This is a genomic window from Apilactobacillus quenuiae (assembly GCF_002994005.1).
Lineage (GTDB): Bacteria > Bacillota > Bacilli > Lactobacillales > Lactobacillaceae > Apilactobacillus > Apilactobacillus quenuiae.
Genome location: NZ_POSN01000004.1, coordinates 77210 through 103111 on the forward strand (window position 1 = coordinate 77210; position 25902 = coordinate 103111).

23 protein-coding genes are annotated in these 25902 nt (G+C 30.6%); 20 read left to right on the forward strand and 3 right to left on the reverse strand.

Translation table 11 applies throughout. From position 1 onward, the window contains the following. The first annotated feature begins 87 nt into the window (after positions 1–87). The 9 genes from eno to C7N44_RS06415 all read left to right on the forward strand — a co-directional run bounded on the left by eno (position 88) and on the right by C7N44_RS06415 (position 9113). Positions 88–1407 carry a phosphopyruvate hydratase gene (gene eno, locus C7N44_RS06375; protein ID WP_105957080.1) on the forward strand — a complete coding sequence of 440 codons (1320 nt, stop codon included), beginning with the start codon at positions 88–90 and terminating at the stop codon, positions 1405–1407. A gap of 107 nt (positions 1408–1514) precedes the next feature. Beyond that, entirely contained in the window at positions 1515–3041 is a 1527-nt protein-coding gene (locus C7N44_RS06380; protein ID WP_404799041.1) for a ClC family H(+)/Cl(-) exchange transporter, read from the forward strand. A 102-nt stretch (positions 3042–3143) separates the two neighbouring features. Next, complete coding sequence (gene secG, locus C7N44_RS06385; RefSeq protein ID WP_105957082.1) at positions 3144–3383, forward strand: preprotein translocase subunit SecG; 240 nt, start codon at positions 3144–3146, stop codon at positions 3381–3383. Positions 3384–3525: 142 nt separating this feature from the next. Continuing rightward, positions 3526–5856, forward strand: coding sequence for a ribonuclease R (rnr, locus tag C7N44_RS06390; protein WP_105957083.1), 2331 nt, complete (start codon positions 3526–3528; stop codon positions 5854–5856). 28 nt (positions 5857–5884) lie between these two features. Continuing rightward, a complete protein-coding gene (gene smpB, locus C7N44_RS06395; protein WP_105957084.1) occupies positions 5885–6358 on the forward strand; it encodes an SsrA-binding protein SmpB in 474 nt (157 codons plus the stop codon). A 93-nt stretch (positions 6359–6451) separates the two neighbouring features. After that, positions 6452–7141: a uracil-DNA glycosylase gene (locus C7N44_RS06400; RefSeq protein ID WP_105957085.1), complete on the forward strand. Its 690-nt coding sequence runs from the start codon at positions 6452–6454 to the stop codon at positions 7139–7141. 19 nt (positions 7142–7160) lie between these two features. Then, a complete protein-coding gene (gene pta, locus C7N44_RS06405) occupies positions 7161–8132 on the forward strand; it encodes a phosphate acetyltransferase (RefSeq protein WP_105957086.1) in 972 nt (323 codons plus the stop codon). An 11-nt stretch (positions 8133–8143) separates the two neighbouring features. Continuing rightward, positions 8144–8620: a tRNA (adenosine(37)-N6)-threonylcarbamoyltransferase complex ATPase subunit type 1 TsaE gene (gene tsaE, locus C7N44_RS06410; protein WP_105957087.1), complete on the forward strand. Its 477-nt coding sequence runs from the start codon at positions 8144–8146 to the stop codon at positions 8618–8620. After that, complete coding sequence (locus tag C7N44_RS06415; protein WP_105957088.1) at positions 8610–9113, forward strand: GNAT family N-acetyltransferase; 504 nt, start codon at positions 8610–8612, stop codon at positions 9111–9113. Before tsaE ends, C7N44_RS06415 begins: the two co-directional genes overlap by 11 nt. Positions 9114–9142: 29 nt before the next feature. On the opposite strand, the gene C7N44_RS06420 is transcribed toward C7N44_RS06415, so the two are convergent. Further along, positions 9143–9679: a 3'-5' exonuclease gene (locus C7N44_RS06420; RefSeq protein WP_105957089.1), complete on the reverse strand. Its 537-nt coding sequence runs from the start codon at positions 9677–9679 to the stop codon at positions 9143–9145. A gap of 104 nt (positions 9680–9783) precedes the next feature. Between C7N44_RS06420 and murB the strand changes: the two genes are divergently transcribed. Beyond that, the gene (murB, locus tag C7N44_RS06425; protein WP_105957090.1) at positions 9784–10662 is read left to right on the forward strand and encodes a UDP-N-acetylmuramate dehydrogenase; all 879 of its coding nucleotides are present in this window, start codon (positions 9784–9786) and stop codon (positions 10660–10662) included. A gap of 13 nt (positions 10663–10675) precedes the next feature. After that, a complete protein-coding gene (locus tag C7N44_RS06430) occupies positions 10676–12646 on the forward strand; it encodes a cation:proton antiporter (protein ID WP_105957091.1) in 1971 nt (656 codons plus the stop codon). A gap of 41 nt (positions 12647–12687) precedes the next feature. Here C7N44_RS06430 and C7N44_RS06435 read toward each other — a convergent pair whose 3' ends face one another. Beyond that, positions 12688–13344 (reverse strand): DUF1361 domain-containing protein, encoded by a 657-nt coding sequence (locus C7N44_RS06435; RefSeq protein ID WP_105957092.1) that lies wholly within the window; start codon positions 13342–13344, stop codon positions 12688–12690. 166 nt (positions 13345–13510) lie between these two features. Here C7N44_RS06435 and cdaA point away from each other — a divergent pair, with 166 nt between their 5' ends. From cdaA to C7N44_RS06475, 9 genes are all read left to right on the forward strand, one after another. Next, positions 13511–14362, forward strand: a complete 852-nt coding sequence (gene cdaA, locus C7N44_RS06440; RefSeq protein WP_105957093.1) for a diadenylate cyclase CdaA — start codon at positions 13511–13513, stop codon at positions 14360–14362. Next, entirely contained in the window at positions 14362–15324 is a 963-nt protein-coding gene (locus tag C7N44_RS06445) for a CdaR family protein (RefSeq protein ID WP_105957094.1), read from the forward strand. The genes cdaA and C7N44_RS06445 overlap by 1 nt, the downstream gene beginning before the upstream one ends. Before the next feature lie 38 nt (positions 15325–15362). After that, positions 15363–16715 carry a phosphoglucosamine mutase gene (gene glmM / locus C7N44_RS06450; RefSeq protein ID WP_105957095.1) on the forward strand — a complete coding sequence of 451 codons (1353 nt, stop codon included), beginning with the start codon at positions 15363–15365 and terminating at the stop codon, positions 16713–16715. A 171-nt stretch (positions 16716–16886) separates the two neighbouring features. Next, positions 16887–18710: a glutamine--fructose-6-phosphate transaminase (isomerizing) gene (gene glmS, locus C7N44_RS06455; protein WP_105957096.1), complete on the forward strand. Its 1824-nt coding sequence runs from the start codon at positions 16887–16889 to the stop codon at positions 18708–18710. A 167-nt stretch (positions 18711–18877) separates the two neighbouring features. Further along, entirely contained in the window at positions 18878–19000 is a 123-nt protein-coding gene (locus C7N44_RS08150) for a hypothetical protein (protein WP_263851169.1), read from the forward strand. 24 nt (positions 19001–19024) lie between these two features. Further along, positions 19025–20536: a glycoside hydrolase family 73 protein gene (locus tag C7N44_RS06460; RefSeq protein WP_105957097.1), complete on the forward strand. Its 1512-nt coding sequence runs from the start codon at positions 19025–19027 to the stop codon at positions 20534–20536. Positions 20537–20624: 88 nt separating this feature from the next. After that, positions 20625–21749, forward strand: a complete 1125-nt coding sequence (locus tag C7N44_RS06465; protein ID WP_105957098.1) for an ABC transporter ATP-binding protein — start codon at positions 20625–20627, stop codon at positions 21747–21749. A gap of 47 nt (positions 21750–21796) precedes the next feature. Continuing rightward, complete coding sequence (locus C7N44_RS06470) at positions 21797–22117, forward strand: hypothetical protein (protein ID WP_105957099.1); 321 nt, start codon at positions 21797–21799, stop codon at positions 22115–22117. 220 nt (positions 22118–22337) lie between these two features. After that, complete coding sequence (locus tag C7N44_RS06475) at positions 22338–23483, forward strand: cation:proton antiporter (RefSeq protein WP_157945059.1); 1146 nt, start codon at positions 22338–22340, stop codon at positions 23481–23483. Between the two features lie 303 nt (positions 23484–23786). Here C7N44_RS06475 and C7N44_RS06485 read toward each other — a convergent pair whose 3' ends face one another. Further along, positions 23787–25820 carry a KUP/HAK/KT family potassium transporter gene (locus tag C7N44_RS06485; RefSeq protein ID WP_105957102.1) on the reverse strand — a complete coding sequence of 678 codons (2034 nt, stop codon included), beginning with the start codon at positions 25818–25820 and terminating at the stop codon, positions 23787–23789. Positions 25821–25902 lie beyond the last annotated feature (82 nt).

A 25902-nucleotide genomic window follows, 5' to 3' on the forward strand; every position in this document is an offset into this window, starting at 1 on the left:
AGTTTATGTTGAAAGTTTGGCTTTAAAATAATAAAATGAAAGTAGCCTTGATTCTGAGGTAACAACTTTCATTAAGGAGAGAATAAAATGTCAATTATTTCAGATATTTATGCTCGAGAAGTATTAGATTCTCGTGGAAATCCTACAGTTGAAGTAGAACTATATACTGAAGCAGGTGCAATGGGTCGTGGAATCGTACCTTCAGGTGCATCTACTGGTGAACACGAAGCCGTTGAATTACGTGACGGTGATAAAAACCGTTACATGGGTAAGGGTGTTACTAAGGCTGTTAACAACGTTAATAACATTATTGCTAAAGAAATTGTTGGTTATGACGTAACTGATCAATTAGCTATTGACCAAGCTATGATCAAATTAGATGGTACACCTACTAAGGGTAAGTTAGGTGCTAACGCTATTTTAGGTGTTTCATTAGCTGCTGCACGTGCTGCTGCAGACGAATTAGGTGTTCCATTATACAACTATCTTGGTGGTTTCAATGCTCATGTATTGCCTACTCCAATGATGAACGTTATCAATGGTGGTGAACATGCTAATAATAAGGTTGACTTCCAAGAATTTATGATTATGCCTGTTGGTGCTGAAACTGTTAAAGAAGCTATCCGTATGGGTTCTGAAACTTTCCACAATTTAAAGGCTATCTTAAACGAAAAGGGTTACTCAACTGCCGTAGGTGACGAAGGTGGTTTTGCTCCTGATTTGAAGAACAATGAAGAACCATTCGAAATCTTAGTAGAAGCAATCCAACGTGCTGGTTACAAGCCAGGTAAAGATGTATCAATTGCATTTGATTGTGCTGCATCAGAATTTTATGATGCTGATACTAAGAAGTACAACTTAGTAGGTGATGGTAAATCATACTCTGCTGATGAATTTGTTACATTGCTAGAACAATTAGTAGACAAATACCCAATTATTTCAATCGAAGATCCATTGGATGAAAACGAATGGGAAGATTGGCAAATGGCTACTAAACGCTTAGGTAAGAAAGTTCAAATCGTTGGTGATGACTTATTCGTAACTAACACTGACTACTTACGTAAGGGTATCAAGATGGGCGTTTCAAACTCAATCTTAATTAAACTTAACCAAATCGGTACTTTAACTGAAACTGTTAATGCTGTACAAATGGCTAAGGAAGCTGGATACACAGCTATCATTTCACACCGTTCTGGTGAAACTGAAGATACTACAATTTCTGACTTAGTTGTTGCTATGAATGCTGGTCAAATTAAGACTGGTTCAATGAGTCGTGGTGAACGTATCGCTAAGTACAACCAATTAATGAGAATTGAAGACCAATTAGGTTCAGTTGCTCAATACAAAGGTGTACACTCATTCTACAACCTAAGTGAAGAAGCACGTAATAACATCATTAACAAATAGTTTTGCTATTTATTAACAAAAAGGCATTGAACATAATTTATGTTTAATGCTTTTTTGTTTATAACTTATGATATGATTTAATTATTATGATTTAGGGAGAAATTGCTTTGAAAAATGACAATATTAAACGCTTTAAATCAGTGTTATATGGCACCTTAATTGGATTGTTAGTTGGATTTTTTATCAGTATATTTAGAATATTAATTGAGTTTTTATCTGGAATTTTGTTAAAAATATCAATGTATGCTAACCATAATTTATTATCTTTAGTATTATTAATTTTCATTAATTTAACGTTTGCAATTATTACTTATCAACTAATACTATCTAATTCGGATATTAAAGGATCAGGAATCCCTCAAGTTGAAGGCCAATTAGCTGGAGAGATTGATTATAAATGGTTACCTGTATTTGTAAAGAAGTTCATAGGCGGCGTTTTATCTATTTCAAGTGGCTTATTTCTTGGTAGAGAAGGACCATCAATTCAACTGGGTGCTACTTTAGCTCAGGGCACAGCTAAGCTTACTCATAAAATTGGTGTTGATAGAAAAATAATGATTTCAGGTGGAGCAGCAGCTGGTTTATCTGCGGCATTTAATGCACCAATTGCTAGTACTTTATTTGTTTTAGAAGAAATTTATCATAATTTTTCTACTTTAGTTTGGACCGTTGCATTATCAGCAGCAGTTGCATCTAATTTTATTTCAACAGCTATTTTTGGAAAAACTCCGGTCCTACATATGCAGTATTTTCATGTAATTCCATTACACATATATCCTTATTTAATCGGTTTAGGAATATTTTTGGGAACTTTTGGTAAACTGTATGAGTTTTTTACTATTAATATTAGCAAATGGTATTCTAAAATTGAATTTTTGCCACGTTGGATTTTCACTATAGTTCCTTTCGTATTAGTAATACCAATTGAGATGTTTGTTCCTAAAGCTTCTGGCGGTGGCAGTACACTAGTCTTGATGATTGCTAAGCAGTCACCAGCAATATCCATATTGTTTTTTTATTTTTTGTTACGTTTTATCTTTTCAACTATTTCATATGGGACTGGTACCCCTGGAGGGATTTTTTTACCTATGCTGTCTTTAGGTGCTATTCTAGGAGCATTATATGCAAAAGCATTAATTCATTTTAATTTGATGCCATCATATTTATTTATTAATTTTATTATTGTTTCAATGAGTGCATATTTTGCTTGCATTAGTAAATCACCTTTTACAGCAATATTATTAATTACTGAAATGGTGGGTTCGTTGCAAAATTTAATGGCCTTATCATTTGTTACTTTGGTAGCATATGTAGTTTCTGATTTAATGAATAGTAAGCCGATTTATGACGAAATGTTAAATAATTTATTAAGACCACAAAAGCAAAGTGATTTAGGTGGCTTATTCACAATTAATTATTCAGTATTTGTAGGATGTAAAATTGATGGTAAAATGGTAAAGAATGTTCCTTGGCCAAGTGATACTATTTTAAGTTCAATCGATCGAAACGATAAAAAAATTATTCCTAATGGTTCTACGATAATTAAAGCAGGAGATAATTTGAAAATATCAACTAATTATAACAATCGTGGTTATGTACATTCTTTGATGTCTAAACTAGTAACTAATAATTAACAAAATTTATTACTAATTGGAAAGATTTGTTTTATGTGATAAACTAAAGCATAAAGCTATCAATTATTGATTTAAAACCTATTTTAGGTAGGAGGCAACGAATTGTATAATTTATTAATGGATATAATTTGGATTGACAGTGTTTTAATAATCATTGCCGTATTAATGCAACCAGCTAAAACTAATAATGATGCAATGTCATCATTGAGTGGTGGAGCTGATGACTTGTTTGCCGGCTCAAAGCCTCGTGGTTTTGAAGCTTTTATGCAAAAAGTTACTGTTGTTTTATTAATTATCTTTTTTGCGTCTGCATTAGCTTTAGTATGGCTATCATCGCATTAAAAAAGAATGACTCCTGTAAAATTTACAGGGTCTTTTTTTATATTTAGTTAATAAAAGATAGTATAAAAATGTTAAAATAACTTATAGAAGTATGACGGAATTTGATTAAGTTCAAAAATAATAAATTAATGAGGAATCGATATTGGAAGATAATAATTTAAAAAATGAAGTCCAAGCGGTTTTAAACAAGTTTCCTAGTCAAACCTTTGCTGTTGAAGAAATTGCTGATGAACTAGGCTATCACGGTGCTAATGCATTTACTCTCATCGTGCAAACACTTGCTGTTTTGGAAAGAGAAAAAACTGTAATTGTTACTGAAGAAGGTAACTTTAAATTTAATGAAGAAAATGAAAAACTAGAAGGTATTTTTCATTCAAATCCTAAAGGTTTTGGTTTTGTTAATTATGATGATGATTTGGACGATGCGTTTATTGCTCCTGGAAATACAATGAATGCAATGAATGGCGATACTGTTGAAATTAAGATTGTAAGAAAAGGTGACCAAAAATCAGGTAAAGGTCCTGAAGGTAAAATTGTAGATATCATTGAAAGAAATTATGAACAAGTAGTCGGTGAATTTACTCGTACTGATGATGATCAAGGCTATATTGGCCAAGTGAAGTTAAAGGAAAAAAAGTTAATCAACTATAAATTTTATGTTGTTGGTGTTGGTTTAAATCCAACCCCAGGTGAAGTAGTTACTGCTGAAATAACAGAATATCCAAATGAAGAGCATCCTGATTATATGGTGGGAATTGCTAAAGAAGTAATAGGTAGTGTTGATGATCCAGGCATTGATATTTTGCAAATCGTTTATGCTCATAATATTCCATCACAATTTCCAGAAGATGTCTTACAAGAAGCTGATGCCATTCCAGAAGAAATTAGTGAAGAAGAAATGAAGGGCCGCGAAGATATCACTGATCAAGATTTAGTTACTATTGATGGTGAATCTTCTAAAGATTTGGATGATGCTGTTACTGCATGGAAATTACCAAATGGTAACTATCATTTAGGTGTTCACATTGCTGATGTATCACACTATGTTAAACCAGGTAGTTTACTAGATGAAGAAGCATATAAACGTGGAACTTCAGTTTATCTAACTGATCGTGTTATTCCAATGTTACCTCGTCGTTTATCTAATGGTATTTGTTCGTTGAATGAAGGCCAATTGAGATTATGTATGAGCTGTGACATGGAAATTAATCCGGAGGGGCACGTTGTTAAGCATCGTATTCATCCTAGTGTTATGAAATCTACTGCTAGAATGACATATAAAGCGGTTAATGATATCTTGGAATCAGATGATGAAAAAACCAAGGAAAAATATTCACGTTTAGTTCCAATGTTTAGAACCATGGGTGAATTACACAAAATATTATATAAACAACGTCGTCGTCGTGGTGCTATTGATTTTGATGATAATGAAGCAGAAATTATCGTTGATGATAATGGTCATCCAATTGATATTCAAGTTCGTGTCCGTGGCCTAGCAGAAAAAATGATTGAATCATTTATGCTAGCTGCTAATGAAACTGTTGCAAAGAACTATTGCCAAAAGCATGTACCATTTATTTATCGTGTCCATGAAACGCCTGATGGTGAAAGAGTTAAGAATTTCTTTGAATTCTTAAGTGCATTTGGGATTGATATTAAGGGTGATCCAGACCATTTGAAGCCTAAGATGTTACAAAATGTCTTAAAGAAGGTTGCAGGTAAACCTGAAGAAGCTGCGGTATCAGTTATGATGTTACGTAGTTTAAAACAAGCTAGATACACTGATCAACCACTTGGTCATTTTGGATTAGGTGCTGAATACTATACCCACTTTACTTCACCAATTAGAAGATATCCTGATACTATGGTGCACCGTTTGATTCATCATTATGAAGATAACGGCATGGGTAAGGAAGCTAAAGCAAAGTATGGTAACTTACTAGAAGAAATTTCAGTACATTCATCTAAATGTGAACGTCGTGAAGTAGATGCTGAACGTGACACTGATGCAATGAAGAAAGCTGAATACATGGCTGATCATGTTGGTGAAGAATTCGATGCAACTGTTAGTTCGGTATTGAAATTCGGTATGTTTATTGAATTACCAAATACAGTAGAAGGATTAGTTCATATTAGTCGCATGAAGGATGATTATTATGAATATATTGAAAAATTCTTAGCTTTAGTTGGTCGTAATACACATCGTACTTACCGTATTGGACAACCAGTTCGTGTTAAAGTTGTTAATGTTGATGTGGATCAAAGTGCTGTTGATTTTGATATTGTTAATCCACAAGACACACCAATGTCTAAATTAAGACCTGAACATAAGAACAATGGTTCTCATGGCGGTAACAGACGCAATCGTCGTAACGTCGGCGATAAAAAGGGTCGCGGAAAATTCAATGATAAACGTTCTAGAAGAAACGATAATCATAAAAACAATCATAGAAAATCTAACCATAAGCATTAATTATCCTAGATCTTAGAGGTGATTTTAAATGGCTAAGAAAAAACAAAATGCAAAAAACGCTAATTTAATGGCTCAAAATAGAAAAGCTAGACATGATTATCGTGTTTTGCAAACTTACGAAGCAGGTATTGCTTTGACTGGAACTGAAATTAAGTCTGTTAGAGCACATCGAGTTAATTTAAAAGATGGCTTCGCTCAAATTCGTAATGGACAAGCTACTTTGATGAATGTGCATATTAGTGAATATACTCAGGGAAATCAATTTAATCATGATCCATTACGTAATCGTAAGTTGCTTTTGCATAAGCAAGAAATTAAGCGATTAGCACGTGAAACTGATAAAAAAGGAATTACTTTAATACCTTTGAAAATGTATATTAAGCGCGGATTTGCTAAAGTTTTAATTGGTATTGCTGAAGGAAAACATGAATATGACAAGCGCAACACAATTAAAAAACGTGATCAACAACGCGAAATTTCTCGTGTAATGAAACATTATTAACTATAATTAAGAGCACTTTCTGTTTGGAAAGTGCTTTTTTGTAAATGTAATTTGGATATTAATTGTGATAAAATTAATCTGAGGTGTTTAGACATGAAACCTTTTATTCATAATGATTGGTGGGAAGTTTTACAACCAGAATTTGAAAAAAGTTATTATCAAGATTTAAGAAAATTTTTAGTTAATGAATACAATCACTATGATATTCATCCGGCAGCTGGTAAAATTTATGAAGCTTTTGAGTGGACACCATTTAGTAAAGTAAAAGTGGTTATTTTAGGACAAGATCCTTATCATGAGCCTAATCAGGCTCATGGTTTAAGTTTTTCAGTTATGCCAGGTGTTCAATTACCACCATCTTTACGTAATATTTATAAAGAACTACAAGATGATTTAGGAATCAAGCCAGTGAATCATGGTTATTTAGAAAAATGGGCTAAACAAGGAGTTTTATTATTGAACTCGGTTTTAACTGTTAGGAATGGACAAGCTTTTTCCCATAAAGGTAAAGGTTGGGAGCAATTGACAGATGCCGCAATTAAGAAATTGTCAGCACGTTCAGAACCTGTTATTTTTATATTATGGGGAGGAGCAGCTCGTTCCAAAATTAAATTGATCAATACTGATACTAATATTGTTATTCAATCTGCTCATCCTAGTCCTTTATCTGCATATCGTGGATTTTTTGGGTCTAAACCATTTTCTAAAACGAATGATGCATTAAGAGCATTGGGCGAACAGCCAATTGATTGGCAACTACCTGAACATGTATCAATAAAATGATTTATTAGGAGGCTTTTATATGACTAACTTATTTGATGGATTAAGAAATGATATTAAAGGTAAAAATAAAAAGATTGTTTTTCCAGAAGGATCTGATGAAAGAATTATTGAAGCAGCTTCACGATTGGCTTCTGAAAATTTGATTACACCAATTTTATTAGGCAAAGATTCTGATATTGCTGATAATGCTCATGGTGCTGATTTAAGCAAAGTTAAAATTGTTGACATCAATAATTATCCTAAAGATGAATATGAAGAAATGTTAGATGCTTTAGAAGAGCGCCGTAATGGCAAAAATACTCGCGAACAATTATCTGAATGGTTGAATAATGAGAATTATTTTGGAACAATGTTAGTTTATATGGGCAAAGCTGATGGCATGGTGTCAGGAGCAGCTCATGCCACTGGAGACACAGTTAGACCGGCATTGCAAATCATTAAAACTAAAAAAGGAATGCGCCGAATCTCTGGTTCTTTCTTAATGCAGAAGGGTGATACTCGTTATGTATTTGCTGATTGTGCTATTAATCTAGAGTTAGATGCAGCAGGTATGGTTGAGGTAGCTAAACAAAGTGCAGATACTGCTAAAATGTTTGGTATTGATCCTAAAGTGGCATTCCTAAGCTTTTCTACTAAAGGTTCAGCTAAAGGTGAAATGGTTACTAAAGTGCAAGAAGCTGCTAAGATTGCTCAAGATGAATTAGCTTGCCCATCTGATGGTGAATTGCAATTTGATGCTGCACTTATGCCAGAAGTTGCAAAGAAGAAAGCACCTACATCTGCAGTTGCAGGAAATGCGAATGTATTTGTATTTCCAGAGCTACAATCAGGAAATATTGGCTATAAAATTGCTCAGCGTTTAGGTGGCTTTGAAGCATTTGGTCCAATTTTACAAGGCATGGCCAAACCAGTTTCAGATTTATCCAGAGGTTGCAACGCAGAAGATGTTTATAATGTTTCAATCATTACAGCTGCCCAATCTCTAAAATAGGAGGTTAATAAATGAAAGTTAATGTTAATACTCCAGACGAAACCATGAACTACGGTAAAAAAATAGCTGATTATCTAAAGCCTAAGGACGTTATTCTGCTAGATGGCGATTTAGGTGCTGGTAAGACTACTTTTACCAAAGGACTAGCAGAGGGGCTAGGGATTAAAAGAAACATTAAAAGTCCTACTTTTACAATTATTAGAGAATATCAAGATGGTCGTTTGCCTTTGTATCATATGGATGCATATCGTTTAGATGATGGTAGTGGTGATGAATTAGGCTTAGAAGAATATTTTAATGGTGACGGAGTTAATGTCATTGAATGGTCTAATTTTATTGAAAATGAATTGCCTAATGAATATCTTAAAATCATTTTTAAACGTGATGATTCTAAGGGTGATAATTATCGGACAATTGATTTTCAGCCTAAAGGTGAACATTTTAATAAGATTATTAAAGAAAGTTATTTAAAAAATAATGGAAAATGAAATTGATATAATGGTTACTTTAGCAATGCCTAAAGATGCTGAAAAATTAATTGGTTTGCTAGAGCAATTAAAAACTGAATCAGATACTTTTACAGTTGATCCAGAGCTAGGTCAAATGAGCGTACAAAAACAAGCTCAGCAAATTATGTTAGTTAATCAAACACGTGGTAACGTAATTTTGTTAGCTAAACATTTAGATGAAATTATTGGTATAGTTACTGTGCAAAATTTAGATGATTCTGATTTAGGTGAGTTAGGTATAGCAATTACTAAAAAGTATTGGAACTATGGATTAGGAACTGATTTAATCAAAGAAGCTATTAATTGGGGAACTAATTATAGTAACCTATCTAGAATTGCATTAATTGTAGAGAAACGAAATCATGCTGCCATTCATTTGTATAAAAAGTGTGGTTTTTCATTTTCAAAAAAACGGTTAATTAACATTCATGAGAACTATCATTCTACTTATGAAATGAATATAAAATTATAAAAAATAATCTGCTTATTAAATTAAGCAGATTATTTTTTTACTTGAATGAAATTTTTAATTGCATCATTACCAAATTCTTGCTGTTGTTGAATTAGTATATTGGCACATGCTAAGCTATCATCTAAGGCATTATGATGATGATGTAAATTAATATTCATATTTTCACATACAGTCTTTAATTTATGATCTGAGAGATCTGGCAAAAAGTACTTTGAAGTTTTTACTGTATCTAAAGTTAAGTATTTAGGTACAATTAAATTATACCTTATTAGCGTATTTTTTAAAACACTGTTATCAAATGAATTATTATGTGCAATTACCAGCTTATCATAGCTGAAAAAATTTTTAATAATTGGCCATATTTCTGGGAAAGTAGGTGCATTAGCGACATCCTTTTCATGTAATCCATTAACTTTAATATTGCGCCAATTAAAATCTACTTCTGGATTTATGAGTGTATAAAATTCATCAATAATTTTATTATTTCTTACTACCGTTATGGCTAATGAACAGGCACTTGCACGTTTGTTATTAGCTGTTTCAAAATCAATTGCAGTAAAATTCATTTATAGACTCCTTAATATAAATTTGTACTTAAGTATAACATGGTAACAAAGTCTTTTATCGTGTTAAAATTAAATTATAAAATATATTAAGGAAATTGATACTTATGACTAATACGTTAAAAATTTTAAGAAATGAATCATTATCAAAATATACATTTACTCAAACGGGTGGTTTAGCTGATTTTCTGGCTTTTCCAAAAAAAGTTGATGAGGTACAAGAATTGTTGGAATTTTCTGAAATTAATAACTTGCCAATTACGGTTCTTGGTAATGCCAGTAACTTAATCATTAAAGATGGTGGAATTCGTGGATTAGTAATTATGCTAACCTATATGAATAATATTGATACCTCTGATGATTGCATTATTGCTGATGCTGGTGCAGCATATATTGATGTTACGATAGCTGCACAAAAAAATGGCTTATCTGGTGCTGAATTTGCAGCTGGGATTCCAGGTAGCGTAGGTGGAGCAATATTTATGAATGCTGGTGCATATGGTGGAGAAACTGATCAAATTGTTGATAGCATATTAGTATTAACTCCCGATAATAAAGTTAAAAAAATTGATCATGATAATTTGGATTTTGGATATCGTCATAGCTATGTTCAAGATAATAACGATATTGTTTTACAAGCTACCTTTAAATTGAAGCATGGTGATAAAAATGAAATTCAGCTAAAAATGGATTATTTTAATTCTTTAAGGGCTTCAAAGCAACCATTGGAGTTACCTTCTTGTGGAAGTGTTTTTAAACGTCCTAAAGGATATTTTGCCGGTAAATTAATACACGAGTCTGGATTACAAGGCTATCAATCCGGTGGGGCACAAGTTTCTACTAAGCATGCTGGATTTATTGTAAATATAGGTAATGCAAGTGCTACTGATTATCTTAATGTAATCCATCACGTTCAAACAACCGTTTATGGTAAGCAGGGAGTTAATTTAGAAACTGAGGTTAGAATTATCGGAGAAGATAAATAAGGAGTTAATTTATATGGAACTCATTGAAATTATTCTACTATTAACTATTATTTTACTATTGTCTAATATAATTCATCATTGTATTCCAGTAATTCCAGATAGCCTTATTCAAGTAGCTTTAGGATGCTTGTTAGCGGTTATATTTGGCTTCAATATTCGCTTAAGTAGTGACTGGTTCTTATTACTATTCATTGCACCCTTATTGTTTAACGATGGTCGGCGTTTTCCTAAAGATGATTTATGGGAATTAAGATGGCCAATTTTTGCTAACTCTATTTTATTAGTATTCATAACAATGATACTAGGTGGTTTAGTTATTTATAAAATGATTCCATCAATGCCACTGCCGGTTGCCTTTGCTTTAGCAGCTATTTTGTCACCAACTGATCCAATTGCAGTTGAATCAATTGCTAAAAAGGCAAAACTACCTAAAAATATTTTACATTTAGTTAATGGTGAAAGTTTAATTAACGATGCCAGTGGACTAATTGGTTTTAAATATGCAGTTGCTGCTACTGTCTATGGATCTTTTTCTTTAAAGGGTGCCGTTGTTGATTTCTTTTACATTAGTATTGTTGGTGGAATCATTGGAATTATAACAATGTTGTTTATTTTATTTATTCGTAAATTTTTATATGAAAATGGTCTTACAAATATTCCTTTTAATATTGTTTCTCAAATAGCATCACCATTTTTAATATATATGTTATCTGAAGAAGTATTTCATGCTTCAGGAGTAATCGCAGTTGTCACTGCTGGAATTATTTATCATTTAAAATCCTCAAAATCAAATGCTTCTTCTGCTGAATTAGATATTATGAGTGAACATACTTGGGATGTTATTATCTATTTATTAAACGGGATTGTGTTTATAATATTAGGGATTGAAGTACCTTTTGCTATGGAAACTGTAGTAAAAAGTATGCAGTTTAATACCTGGTTGTCTATTGGATATGCAATTATAACTTGGTTGATTTTACTAATTATTAGAATTGTTTGGATTATTATGTATGAAATTTTTTCTACATTTATTGCTGAATATAAATTTGCTCCAATTGATTTTAAAACTTCTATTATTGCAGGATTATCAGGAGTTAGAGGTGCAATTACAATGGCTGGTGTGCTATCAATACCATTTTTAACTAATCAAGGGATATCATTTCCAGATCGCGCTCTGATTTTGTTTATTGCTGCAATTGTAATCATTTTAAGCCTACTTGCTGCAGTCATAATATTGCCATTAATTCCTAGTGATAGTAAAAAAATTATAAAATATAATAATAATAATTACTGGAATGAAGGCAAAACTCGTATTTATATATTGAATTTTGCCATTGATAGTATTAAAAAGCATAGTTCTGAAGACAAGCATATCAGTAATGTCATTATTGATCAGTATCAAATGATCATTAAACAATTTTCTATGACACATATTAGTAAAATGGAAAAAGACATTCGACTTGCAGCTATTAAGTATGAAAAAGTGGCAATTAAAAAATTAATGGCACAAGGACAATTGTCTAAAAAGATGATTAATGCAGTTAATTATGAAATTAATCATCGTGAAATTAAAAATTTGAATCAGTCTAATCAATCTAATGCTAAGTTGGAATTAGTATCTTCATATCAAACTTTAAAGTTATGGTTATTTAAACAAAATAATGATGAACAGATTAATAAACAGATGCGCAAAATTTTGATTAAAATAAATAGTTATACAATTGAAAATTTAAAACAATTGTATAATAAGTATGACAAAGATGTTGTTGAAACAATAATTGATGAATATTTAAACTATAATGAAGCATTAAAAACAAGTCCAATTGATTATGATAAAAGATATCGTAAAATTAGAATTAGGGCATTAGGTGCTCAAAGAATAGCAATTCAAGAGTTACTTAGTGATGAAAAAATTGATTGGAAAACAGCATCTGATTTAAGGCAAGAAATTAATTACCTGGAAAATCTTGAACTAGATGCTTAAAAATAAAAAATCACTCACACATGTATGTGAGTGATTTTTTATTAAACATTATTTTTAGTATCTTTGATTATTATATATATTATCCAATATACAAAAGTTTGAATGATTGTTAAAATTATTACGAATACAATCATGTAAGATGTCCACATATTAATTAACGGATTAATCAATAATTTTGGTGATAGTAATAAATATATTGTATGAAATCTTAAAAATCTTCCTATATAGATGCCAATTGAAGCAAGTATGTTAAAAACTATAATTAAAATTACACCAAATAATTTATTTTTAATATTAAATTTATTTTTAATCTCTTTAACTATTTTAAATAGTCCGTATAATCCAACTAATGAGCATCCTAAGGCACTTATTATTAGATAGGAATAACTTAACCACATATTACTTGATAAACGAAGTAAACCCTCATTTGTATATGGATTTAGTAAAGACAAATGAAATAAATCGGTTAAAAGATATGGTGCATTTGGATAAAATATTAACCATAATATTAAAATAGGCCAGAATATCCATGACTTTTTAACTTGTTTATTTGTAAGATCTAAACTTAGTTCAATTGGAATATAACCTAAGATGGTATTTAAAATTAAAAAACCAAATGGTGGTTGTACCATAAAGTATAAGAAAATAATCCATGCGATAAAGACTATTCTAATTTGCCATTTTATATTTTTAAACATTACGCAACCTCTTAAAACTATTATTATTAACATAATATATTTTAACGCGAAAGGTAATTTTATTGAACAATTAAAAGCTAAAAATTACAATGTAATTATTAATATTAAAAAGTCCCAATGTTGAGTGATATAATATACATTGTTAATTAAATATGGAGGAATATTTATGAGTATAAATTTTAGTAGTATATTTAATCTAAGCAACCTATTAGATATATTAGTTGTTTGGTTTATTATATATGAAGTAATTGTCTTACTTAGAGGGACAAAAGCAGTTCAACTATTTAGGGGAGTACTAGTAATTGCGATTGTAAAAATTATTAGTATTATTTTTGGGTTGACTGCAGTTTCATGGTTAACTGATCAGGTTATAAATTGGGGAGTTATTGCAATTATTGTTATTTTCCAACCAGAAATAAGACGTGGATTAGAGCATATTGGTCGTGGATCAATTTTGAAACATACACAAAATCAAAATGTTGAAAATCAAAAGATGATTAGTGCTTTAGATAAAGCAATTCAATATATGTCTAAACGGCGTATTGGTGCTTTAATAACAATTCAAATGGATACAGGATTAGAAGACTACATAGAAACTGGTATTAATATTGATGCTGATGTTACCGGTGAACTATTAATAAATACATTTATTCCTAATACTCCATTACATGACGGTGCTGTTATTATTAGAAATAATAGGTTAGCAGTAGCTGCTGCTTATTTGCCATTATCTCAAAGTAATTTAATTCCAAAAGAACTAGGAACTAGGCATCGTGCTGCCGTTGGAATTTCAGAAGTTACTGATGCTCTTACTATTGTTATTTCGGAAGAAACCGGTGAAGTTTCTATCACCAAAAATAATGAATTATTAAGAGGACTTACTCAAGAAGATTATATTAAGTTTTTAAAAGATCAATTAATTACCAAACAGGATTCTGTTAATAAGAATTTTTTTACTACTGTTGGTACATGGATTGATAAAATTAATCTTAAAAATAAAGATGGAGGTAAAAAATAATGAAAAAATTTGATAATCCTTGGTTTTTTAGATTGATTTCATTAATTTTTGCTATCCTTTTGTTTGTTTATGTTAATCAAGGTAAATTTTTTGGTAATGATAATAATTCTACTGATAGTTCAATCACTCAACTAACGGCTACAAAAAAATCAACTTTATCTTTGCCATTGCAATTAAATTTTGATAACAATAAATATTTTGTAACTGGATATCCTGAAAAAGTATCAGTTAAAATTAGTGGACCAGCTGCTTTGGTTACTACTACTGTTAACACACAAAACTTTAAAGTATATGCTGATCTTTCTAGGCTAGGTGTTGGACATCATAAAGTTAGAATTTATCAAGATGGATTAAATAATGAGCTTAAATATAAAACTAATCCTTCTTATATTAATGTTAATATTCAACCACGTAGAACAACTGAATTTCCGGTGAATGCAAAGTATGATGAATCTAACATTGCTGAGGGATATCATGCTGGCAAAGCGGTTTTAGGTAATGATAAGATTAAAGTTACAGGTGCTGAAAATGAAATTAATAAGATTAGCAAAGTGGTTGCTGAACTAAGCATCCCTCAAGGGACTAATAAAACTGTTAATTCTTCGGTTATTCTTGAAGCTTTGGATTCAAAAGGAAAAATTGTAAACGTAATTTTGACGCCTTCTACGACTTCTGTTAATTTACCAATAAGTAGTGGTAATAATAAAAAAGTTCCAGTAAGTTTGCATACTGAAAATTCTTCTTCTGCTAAAAAGTATACTTTAACTTCTGACATTAAAAAGGTTAAAGTTTTTGGTACATCAAAAGAGTTAGATGATATCAAAGAAGTAAAAGTCTATGTTGATGTTTCTGGAATAAATAAAGAAAAGAATGTTAATGTTCAATTAGATAAAAATCTAAATCATGTATCTGGGTTTGATCCTGATAGTATTAGAGTCAAAGTCAAAACTAATGAGAAGTAAATAAGCCTATTAAACGAAATAGAAATGGAGATATTATTATGAAATATTTTGGAACTGATGGTGTCAGAGGAGTAGCTAATGAAAGTCTTAGCCCCGAATTGGCATTTAAATGTGGTCGTGCTGGTGGATATATTTTAACTAAACATAGTGAATCAGAGGGACAACCTCAAGTTCTAGTTGCTCGTGATACTAGAATCTCTGGTCAAATGTTAGAAAATGCCTTGGTTGCAGGCTTGTTGTCTGTAGGAATTGAAGTATTGCAGCTAGGAGTTGTAACAACACCTGGGGTTGCTTATTTAGTAAGAACTCAGGGAGCTGCAGCCGGTGTTATGATTACTGCATCTCATAATCCTGCAGAGTATAATGGTATTAAGTTCTTTGGTTCAGATGGTTATAAGTTATCAGATGAATTGGAAGAAGAAATTGAAAAAATATTAGAAGAAGACAAAGATGATTTACCTCGTCCATCAGCTAAAGGATTGGGTACTGCTGATGATTATTCAGAAGGTAGTCAAAAGTACATTCGTTTCTTAGAACAAACAGTTCCAGAAGACTTATCTGGAATGAATATCTGTGTTGATTCTGCTAACGGTGCTACTAGTAAACTAGTTTCCAGACTATACGCTGATTTAGGTATTGAATTTGATACTATGGCTACCATGCCTAATGGAATTAATATTAATGATCAGGTTGGTTCTACTCATCCAGAGCAACTACAAAAAATGGTTGTTGATAAAGGTGCTCAAATTGGTTTAGCATTTGATGGAGACGGTGATCGTTGTATTGCCGTTGATGAAAATGGTGAATTAGTCGATGGTGATAAGATAATGTATATTTGTGGTAAATATATGTCTGATCATGGTCGTTTGAAACAAGATACAGTTGTAAGTACTGTTATGAGTAATCTTGGTATGTATAAAGCAATGGAAGCTAATGGTATTAACAATGTTCAAACTAAAGTTGGCGACCGTTATGTTGTAGAAGAAATGAATAAATCTGGATATAATCTTGGTGGTGAACAATCTGGACATATTGTTTTCTTAGACTTTAATACTACTGGTGATGGATTGTTAACTAGTTTACAATTACTACATGTAATGAAAGATACTGGCAAAAAATTATCAGAATTGGCTAGTGAAGTTAAAAAGTATCCACAAAAATTAATTAATGTTAAAGTTTCTGATAAACAACATGCTTTGGATAACTCAAAAGTTAAAGATGTTATTTCACGAGTAGAAACAGAAATGAATGGTGATGGACGCGTACTTGTTCGTCCTAGTGGAACTGAACCATTATTGCGTGTGATGACTGAAGCACCTACTCAAGAATTAGTTGATGGCTATACCAAACGTATTGCTGACGTAGTTAAACAAGAAGTAGGAATTGAATAAAGCAATTAAAGACCTTCTTTAGGGTCTTTTTTTATATTTAAACATACAACTATACCAATTCGTTCTTATTAATTGACATATATTATAAAACATTGTAATCTATTACTTGTCTTGAAAAAATATATAATATGAATGTCTATACCAATTAAAAATTGAAAGGAATATAAAATTATGTGTGGAATTGTTGGAGTCGCAGGTAATAAAAATGCTGTTAATATTTTAATAAATGGTTTACAAAAACTTGAATATCGTGGATATGATTCTGCCGGTCTTTATGTCAGTGATGAAGATGGTAAGGATTGTCTAATCAAAAGAACTGGGGCTATTTCTAATTTAAAAAATGCTATTGGTTCAGATGTAAAAGGAACATCTGGAATTGGTCATACTAGATGGGCTACTCATGGTGGAGTAACTGTAGAAAATGCTCATCCTCATTACTCACAAGATAAGCGTTTTTACCTTGTTCATAATGGGGTTATTGAAAACTATAAAGAATTAAAAGAGCAATATTTAAGTGACTTTACTTTTACTTCTCAAACTGATACTGAAGTCGTTGTGCAATTAGTTGATTATTTTGCTACTAAGGAAAATATGAATGCTAAGGATGCTTTCTTAAAAGCCTTATCCTTATTAGATAAGGGCTCATCATATGCATTTCAATTAATGGATCGTGAGGAACCAAATACTATTTATGTTGCTAAAGATAAAAGTCCGCTATTGATTGGAATTGGTGACGGATTTAATGTGGTTTGTTCAGATTCATTAGCAATGTTAAATGAAACTCATGACTTTTTGGAATTGAATGATGGTGACTTTGTTACTGTAAAGCCAAATTCAATTGATATTCAAGATAAAGATGGAAATGAAGTTACAGACCGTAAACCTTTCCATGTTGATATTGATGCTAGTGATACAGATAAGGGAACTTACCCATACTATATGCTTAAGGAAATTGATGAACAGCCCAATGTTATGAGAAAATTATCTTCTGAATATTTAAATGCAGATGGTAATCCTGAGATTGAACCAGATTTACTAAAGTCAATTAAACAAGCAGATCGTTTATACATTGTTGCTGCTGGTACTAGTTATCATGCCGGTTTAGTAGGAAAGAACTTATTTGAAACGATGGCTCAAATTCCTACTGAAGTCCATGTTGCTTCTGAATTTGCATATAATATGCCACTTTTATCAAAGAATCCATTCTTTATTTTCTTGAGCCAAAGTGGTGAAACTGCTGATAGTCGTGAAGTGTTAGTCAATGTTAGCAAATCTGGTTATAAGAGTTTAACCATTACTAATGTTGCTAAGTCAACTTTGTCACGTGAATCAGACTATACATTGTTATTGCATGCAGGTCCTGAAATTTCTGTTGCATCTACTAAAGCATATACTGCTCAAATTGCTGTGGAAGCTATTTTGGCTAAAGGATTGGGTGAAGCAGATAAAATTAAGGATGCTACTGAGTTTAACTTAAGACAACAATTAGGGTTGGTTGCAACAGGGATGCAAACAATTGTTGACGAAAAAGAAAAAATGAATCAATTATCTAAAGATTACTTTGTAAATGCTAGCAAGTCATTTTACATTGGTCGTGGAATTGATTACTTTGTTTCGTTAGAAGCTGCACTTAAGCTTAAAGAAATTTCATATATTCATGCTGAAGGTTTTGCTTCTGGTGAATTAAAACACGGAACAATTGCTTTAATTGAAGACAAAACTCCAGTTATTGGAATCATAACTCAAAAGAATACTGCTAATTTAACTAGGAGTAATTTGGAAGAAACCATGGCTCGTGGATCAAAAGCTATTACAATTGTAACTAAATCATTGGCTAAAGAAGATGATGATATTATTATCCCTGATGTTAATAGTATGTTGACTCCATTGTTAAGTGTTGTTCCTGCTCAATTACTTGCTTATTATACAAGTTTAAATAAAGGACTAGATGTTGATCATCCTAGAAACTTAGCTAAGAGTGTTACAGTTCAATAAAATCGAAAAAAGAAGCATCGGAATTTAATCCTAATGCTTCTTTTTTATTTTAAAAATGTTTTTGTTTTGTAATAACGATTTATATTTAGTGATGTTATAATTTTAGTTAAGGGTATGTAAATGTTTATCTTATTAATGTTATAATGCCAAGGATTGGAGTTCGATTTATGAAATTTACTAAAAAAAGATCAAATAATGCTAAGTCGCAAGCTAAGAAAGACAAGACTTGGGAAAAATTTAAAAATCAACAAAATAAATTAAGCGCAGATAAGCGTGGTATAAGAAGATAATATACATAAATATGGAGGAAGACTATGCGAAATAAAAATATTTCAAAAACTTTTCTATCAGTTATGGTTGTTAGCTCAATTATGACATCTTTTAAAGTTTTAGATGTTAGTGCTGATGATAATAATCAATCTAATAGTTCTAGTGTCGATGTTAGTAATACTAGTAATGTAAGCGTTATTTCTAGTGAACTTAATAGCCAGAACTTTTTTGATAAACTTGGTCCATTAGCACAAAAAATTGCTAATAAAAATGATCTATATCCTTCTTTGTTGCTTGCACAAGCAGCTATAGAAAGTGCTTATGGGCAAAGTTCTTTAACTCAAAATAGTAATAATTTATTTGGAATTAAAGCTACCAATGGACAAGGCATTAATACTCAAACTAATGAATTTAGTAATGGTAATAGTTATACAACTAATTCTACTTTTAGCACTTATCCTGATTTATTAAGCAGTTTGCAAGGGTATGCCGATTTCTTAAATAATAATAGTAGATATTTGAACGTTCACCGATCAATGTCTCCGTCAGTAGAACAAGCAGCTATCAATATTCAAGCTGATGGTTATGCGACTGATCCAGCTTATTCTAATAAGCTAATTTCATTTATTAATCAAAATAATTTAAAAGCTTATGATTCTGGAACAATGCCATCTAATAATTCTCAGAACGATCAAAATACTCAAAATAATAATGATAATAGTACGCAGAATAATAATGCTATTCCATCACAACCTAAAAAAGAAAACATTACTAAATATGTTGGGGCAGATGGTAAAGAAACTTTTAAATTATCAAATAAGTATAGAACATATAAATTATATAATCATGTAAAAGGGACTACTCGTAATATTAAGTCTTATGGTTGGAATAAGTCCCTTAATTCTAGAAAAAAGGTTTTTGTTGATTGCTTAGGTATTCGTAATTATGGTCAAAATGAATCTAAATGGTATCGGATTAGACTATCAGAACATTCAAAGAAAAAATATTGGGTATATTCAAAAGCTTTAGATATACCTAAAGTAAACTACATTAAAGAAAACAAAGAAGTTACTGTGAACACTAATACTGACGATGGGGTTTATAACCATGTTTATAATTCACCATATTTAAGTAAAAAAGTTAAAGACAATAAGAACTTAGTTGATGATAAATATCATACCAGTTTAAAGGCCGTAATTGATAATGATGGTATCAGAACAGAATGGTATCGAATTTATATTCCAGGAACGGGTAATGCTTGGATTAAGTCTAAAGATTTGTCTAATATTACTAAGCACAAAGAAGTAAAAAATAACTATAATAATAAATCTGGATATGCTTATCTGAACAACTATGGTAAGTATCATCTTTATAACGATATCCCTGGATCATCAAAGAAGGCCAAGATTACTAATTGGGACAATGTAAAAGTACCTAATGATTATCTGATTACTTATGATAAATCTGGGGTAAAGGGTAAAGATAGCACTAATTGGTATCGCATTAATCTAAATAATAAGAACTATTGGATTGCATCAGGGGCTTTAAAGTTTTAGTTTAACTTTTTAGTTATACTTTGATTTGATATAATGTTCATGTAGTTTTATAATAAACAAATTGAATAAAATTTTAGGAAGTATAAAAATGACAGAAGATTATAAAATTAGGGTTCAAAATGTAACAAAAGAATACGACTTATTTAAAACTCAAGCTGATAAATTAAAATCATTTTTTTCAATTAAAACGAATGTACCTCATTTTTGGTCTTTAATGGGGATTTCTTTTGATGTGAAGCCTGGAGAAACTTTAGGACTAATTGGCGTTAATGGTTCAGGTAAATCAACTATATCGAATATAATATCAGGGATTATTCCACAAACTAGTGGTTTCGTTGATGTTAGAGGTGATACATCAATCGTTGCAATTAGTGCTGGTTTAAGAAAGAACTTAACGGGTCGCGAAAATATTAGGTTAAAGTCTTTAATGCAAGGCCTTACTAATAATCAAATTGATGATATGATGGATGATATTATTTCATTTGCTGATATTGGTGATTTCGTTGACCAACCGGTTAAAAGTTATTCAAGCGGTATGAGATCTAGATTAGGTTTTTCAATCGCTGTTCATATTAAACCTGATATTTTAATTATTGATGAAGCCTTGTCAGTCGGAGATGATACTTTTTATCAAAAGTGTGTTGATAAAATTGCTGGCTTTAAAGCTGAAGGCAAAACAATTATTTTTGTTAGTCACTCATTAAGACAAATTGAGCTACTTTGTGACCGTGTTGCTTGGATTAATTATGGTGAATTAAAAACTATTGGTAAAACTAAGGATGTTACTAAAAAATATCGTGAATTTACTAAATGGTTTAAAGGATTATCTAAACAACAAAAAGTTGATTTTGAAACTGATAAAAAGCAAATTCAAAAAGATTTTGATATTAATAAGTACCAAGACAAGGTAATTGAAACAGAACAAAAGGCACATCCTGATGAAAAAAGAGTAGCTGCTAAAATTAAGAAGCGTTTTTATAGCTCTGTTATTAGTGAAAAAATGCCAAAATTAACAGTTGCATTTACATGGTTAGTTGTTTTTGCAACTATGTTTTTCTGTTTAGTAAATATATCTGGTCATTCGATTAGTCATATTGTTAAAAATCCTTCTTCGATTGTGAAACCTTCAAAGACATTGAAATTGCCTGGTAAATTAGAGCAGGCATCAGGTATTAAAAAACATCATAAAACTCAAAAAATGAGTGTAAAATAATACAAAATCCGTTTATTCGGATTTTTTTAGTAAGGAGATATTAGATAATGTCTGAAGAATATAAAAGTAATGAAACTTTAGACTTAATTGAACAAATTACTAGGTTAGATGGTAGTAAATATATGGAAATTAGTAATATGGTTCAAAATGGTCGAGCTGAACTGGCTGCTGAAAAAGGTTTTATTAAGGAAGTTAGAATCCTTCAATTAAATATTCCACATTCTGATCACGTTGTAAATTATGAAGATTATATTAATAAGAATTATAAAATGCAAGATGAAAATTTAGATCATTTTGAAGAATGGAAAAAGAATGATGAAATGAAAAAAGAAGTTCAAATGATTCTGAAAGAAAATCATGTTGGATAATAAAAAGACTGCTGAAATAATCAGCAGTCTTTTTGATATGTGTCCACTCATATATTGCAGAAAATAATAGCAAGAAAAAATTAAACAATATTTAGTGGTGAATTTGAATATGTATTCATAATTATAACGTAAATTGTTAAGTAGTTCAACGTAATATAGTAGATAATCAATTATGTTAATATATAAAGTAATTATATATTCTTTAAAGGAGATGAATTATTTGAACTACTTAATTGAAATAGTGTTAATTTTAGTATTTTCTATAATATTTGGAAAATTATTTCAAAAGTTAGGATTGCCAAGCGTGGTTGGACAATTAATTAGTGGAATTGTGTTAGGACCATCCATTTTAAATATTGTTAATACCGGTTCAATAATCAGTACTTTTGCAGAAATTGGTGTAATTATATTGATGTTTATTGCTGGATTGGAAAGTAACTTAGATCTTTTAAAAAAATATTTGAGGCCTAGTTTGTTAGTTGCAATTTTAGGTATCATATTTCCAATCTTGTTTATGTACATTGCAGGTATTATACATCATTTTTCTAATATTGAAAGTTTATTTATTGGAATTATATTTGCAGCTACTTCGGTTTCTATATCAGTTGAAGTATTAAGAGAAATGAAAGAATTAGATAGTTTTGAAGGAATTACTATTTTAGGGGCTGCAGTGGCTGATGATGTTTTATCAATTTTGGCTTTAAGCTTCGCAGTATCTTTCTTTGGTGTTAGTGATGATAACAATAATAATATTTTTATAACTATTTTACTTCAAATATGTTTCTTTATTTTTATTTATATTTTATATAGAATATTTGATAAATGGTTAAATAATTTTATAAAAAAATTTAAGATTGGCATCACTGAATTTTCTATGATTATATGCATATTGTTATCCTACTTAGCTGAAGAGACATCTTTGAGTACTATCACGGGAGCCTTTTTTGCTGGAATTATATTTAGTCGTACTGATTTTAAAAAAGATATTTCTAACAAATTTGAAAATATTGGATATTCCTTATTTATCCCTGTTTTTTTTGCCAATGTTGGCTTAAATATGGAATTAAGTGGTATTGTAAACAACTTATTCATTTTTGTTATATTTACTTTATTAGCAGCTATAACTAAATTCTTTGGTGCAATGTTAGGGGCCAAATTTAGTAAATTTAATTATATATCTTCAATGGAAATTGGCGCTGGAATGATCAGTAGGGGAGAAGTTGGATTGATTATAACTGGTATTGGATTAAATGCTCATTTAATTAATGAAGATTATTATTCAACAATCATTGCCTCAATCATTGCAACAACCTTGATAGCACCTATAATTCTCAGAAAAATTATTTTAATAAAGAAGAGAGGATAAAATGAATTCGTTCACGAAAGAAATATTACTTAATTTAGGATTATTAGTATTTCCATTTATATTTATTATAAGTGGAGTAAGTGATTCTTCACCAGTCCTGTATATTGGTATCATGTTACTAGGAATTATTTGTTTATTAATGGCACCAATATATACTTATTATTGGTTTAATAACCCCAAGGGCCTTTGGTATCGAAAAACATTAGCAATTATTTACATTATTGTATTATTGGCTTGTATTAATTCATATATTTTTTAGTAATAAAAAAAGATTTACCAACTAATGGTAAATCTTTTTCTTTACTATTTTTTTCTCGAATGAATTGAATGATAGATCTTTCTTTGTACTAAATATTGATCATGTTGCATCGTTATAAATAGTGGCGATGATTCTTCAATTACATTACTGAATTCTAATCCATACCATGAAATAGGTGACGCAGTAATATTTTGTAAGAAAATACGTCCAGAAATTAATTGGCGATCGAAAGCATTGATTTCAGAATTTAGTGCTAAATCAGAAGGCCTTTCATTAATAATAACGAATTTAAAGTCACCAACATTACCAGGAACATTAGTTGATGAATAACGTTGCTTCTGTGGGTCGATTACACCTTGTTCTATTAGGTAATGAACGATTTGATGCAAGTAAATACTTACACTTTGTTGTTTTCTAAATCCTAAGTACAGTTGAATATCTACAACATTCTTAGTGTCTAATAAATCAACGGTATAATTACTTTCATAGGGATTATTAGTTTCGTTAACAGTTACAAACCAATAAACCTTTGCACGTTTAGGTTCCTTATCTAAAATGGAATACATAGTACTACGCTTAATTTGATAATCATTTTTAATTTTAGTCATATAGACTAAATTAGATGTATACAAAGGAATTGAATCATCATTACTTAATTCCGATAATTGTTGACGATAATCTAATAATGAAACATATTCACTTTCTTTTTCATAATGATCACGACGTTTGTTACCAAAGTACCATAGAATCATTACTAGTAAAATAGATAGCATGATAATAAGTGTTACATATCCACCATGAACGAATTTAACGATACTTGCTAAGAAGAAGGTAAATTCGATTACGGCAAAGAACAATGCAATGAAAAAGGCAAATACTCGTTTAATTTTAGCCGATAAGAATTCAAATAATAGCAACGTAGTCATTAACATAGTAATCGTAATTGCTAACCCATAAGCTGACTCCATTCTTTCTGAGCTTCTAAAGAACCATAGCACAATAAATGTAACTATACATAAGAACCAGTTAACAGTTGCAATGTATATTTGGCTTCTCACATTACTTGGATGTTTAACAATCATTCTAGGTAAGAACTTTAGACCAATTGCTTCATCTACTAATGTAAATGATCCTGTAATTAAGGCTTGCGATGCAATAATAGCAGCTAATGCAGCAATTGCAATTGCAAATCCACGTAAACTACTTGGTAGCATATCATAAAAAGGATTTAAATTTTTTAAACCAGAAAAGGCAGGATTATGAACATTTTTAATAATCCAAGCACCTTGACCTAAATAGTTAAGAATTAATGAAATATAAACAAAAGGCCAAGTGCCGTAAATATTCTTTTTACCAACATGTCCCATATCAGAATATAATGCTTCAGCACCAGTAGTAGCAAGGAAAATACTACCCAAAATAAAAATTCCAGATTTATTAGTGGGACTAAATAAAATTCTTACAGCATAGATAGGATTAAAAGCTTTTAGAATCATAGGATAGTGTAATAAGTTAATAATCCCCATAATTGCTAAAAACGAAAACCAAACTAACATAACTGGACCGAAAGAATTACCAATAATTCCAGTTCCAAATCTTTGGATAATAAATAGTAATAATAATACACATGATGTAATTATTACAACGTCTTGTTGAGAATTGCTGAAAGAAATAGCACCAAACGATTGTCCTTTCAAACCTTCAACAGCAGAAGTTACAGTAACAGCAGGAGTTAGAGTACCATCAGCTAAAAGGGCAGCTCCACCGATTAAAGCGGGCCAAACTAACCATTTTGCTCGACGTCTTACTAATGCATAAAGAGCAAAAATACCACCTTCACCATTATTATCAGCCCTCATTGTAATTAATACATATTTAACAGTAGTAATAATCATAAGAGTCCAAATTATTAAAGAAATAGATCCTACAATGTAATCTGGAGTGATGTCAGACATTTTTCCAGCATCACCGATAATTGCATTCATTACGTATAAGGGTGATGTTCCAATATCACCATAAACAATACCTAATGCAATTAGCATTCCAGCAAAGGATAGCTTATCAAATTTAGCTTTCATAACTAAATCCTCCAAATAAATATAAAATTTTATGTAATTTTTACCTAATAGAATACAACATACCACTAAATCAGCATACTTT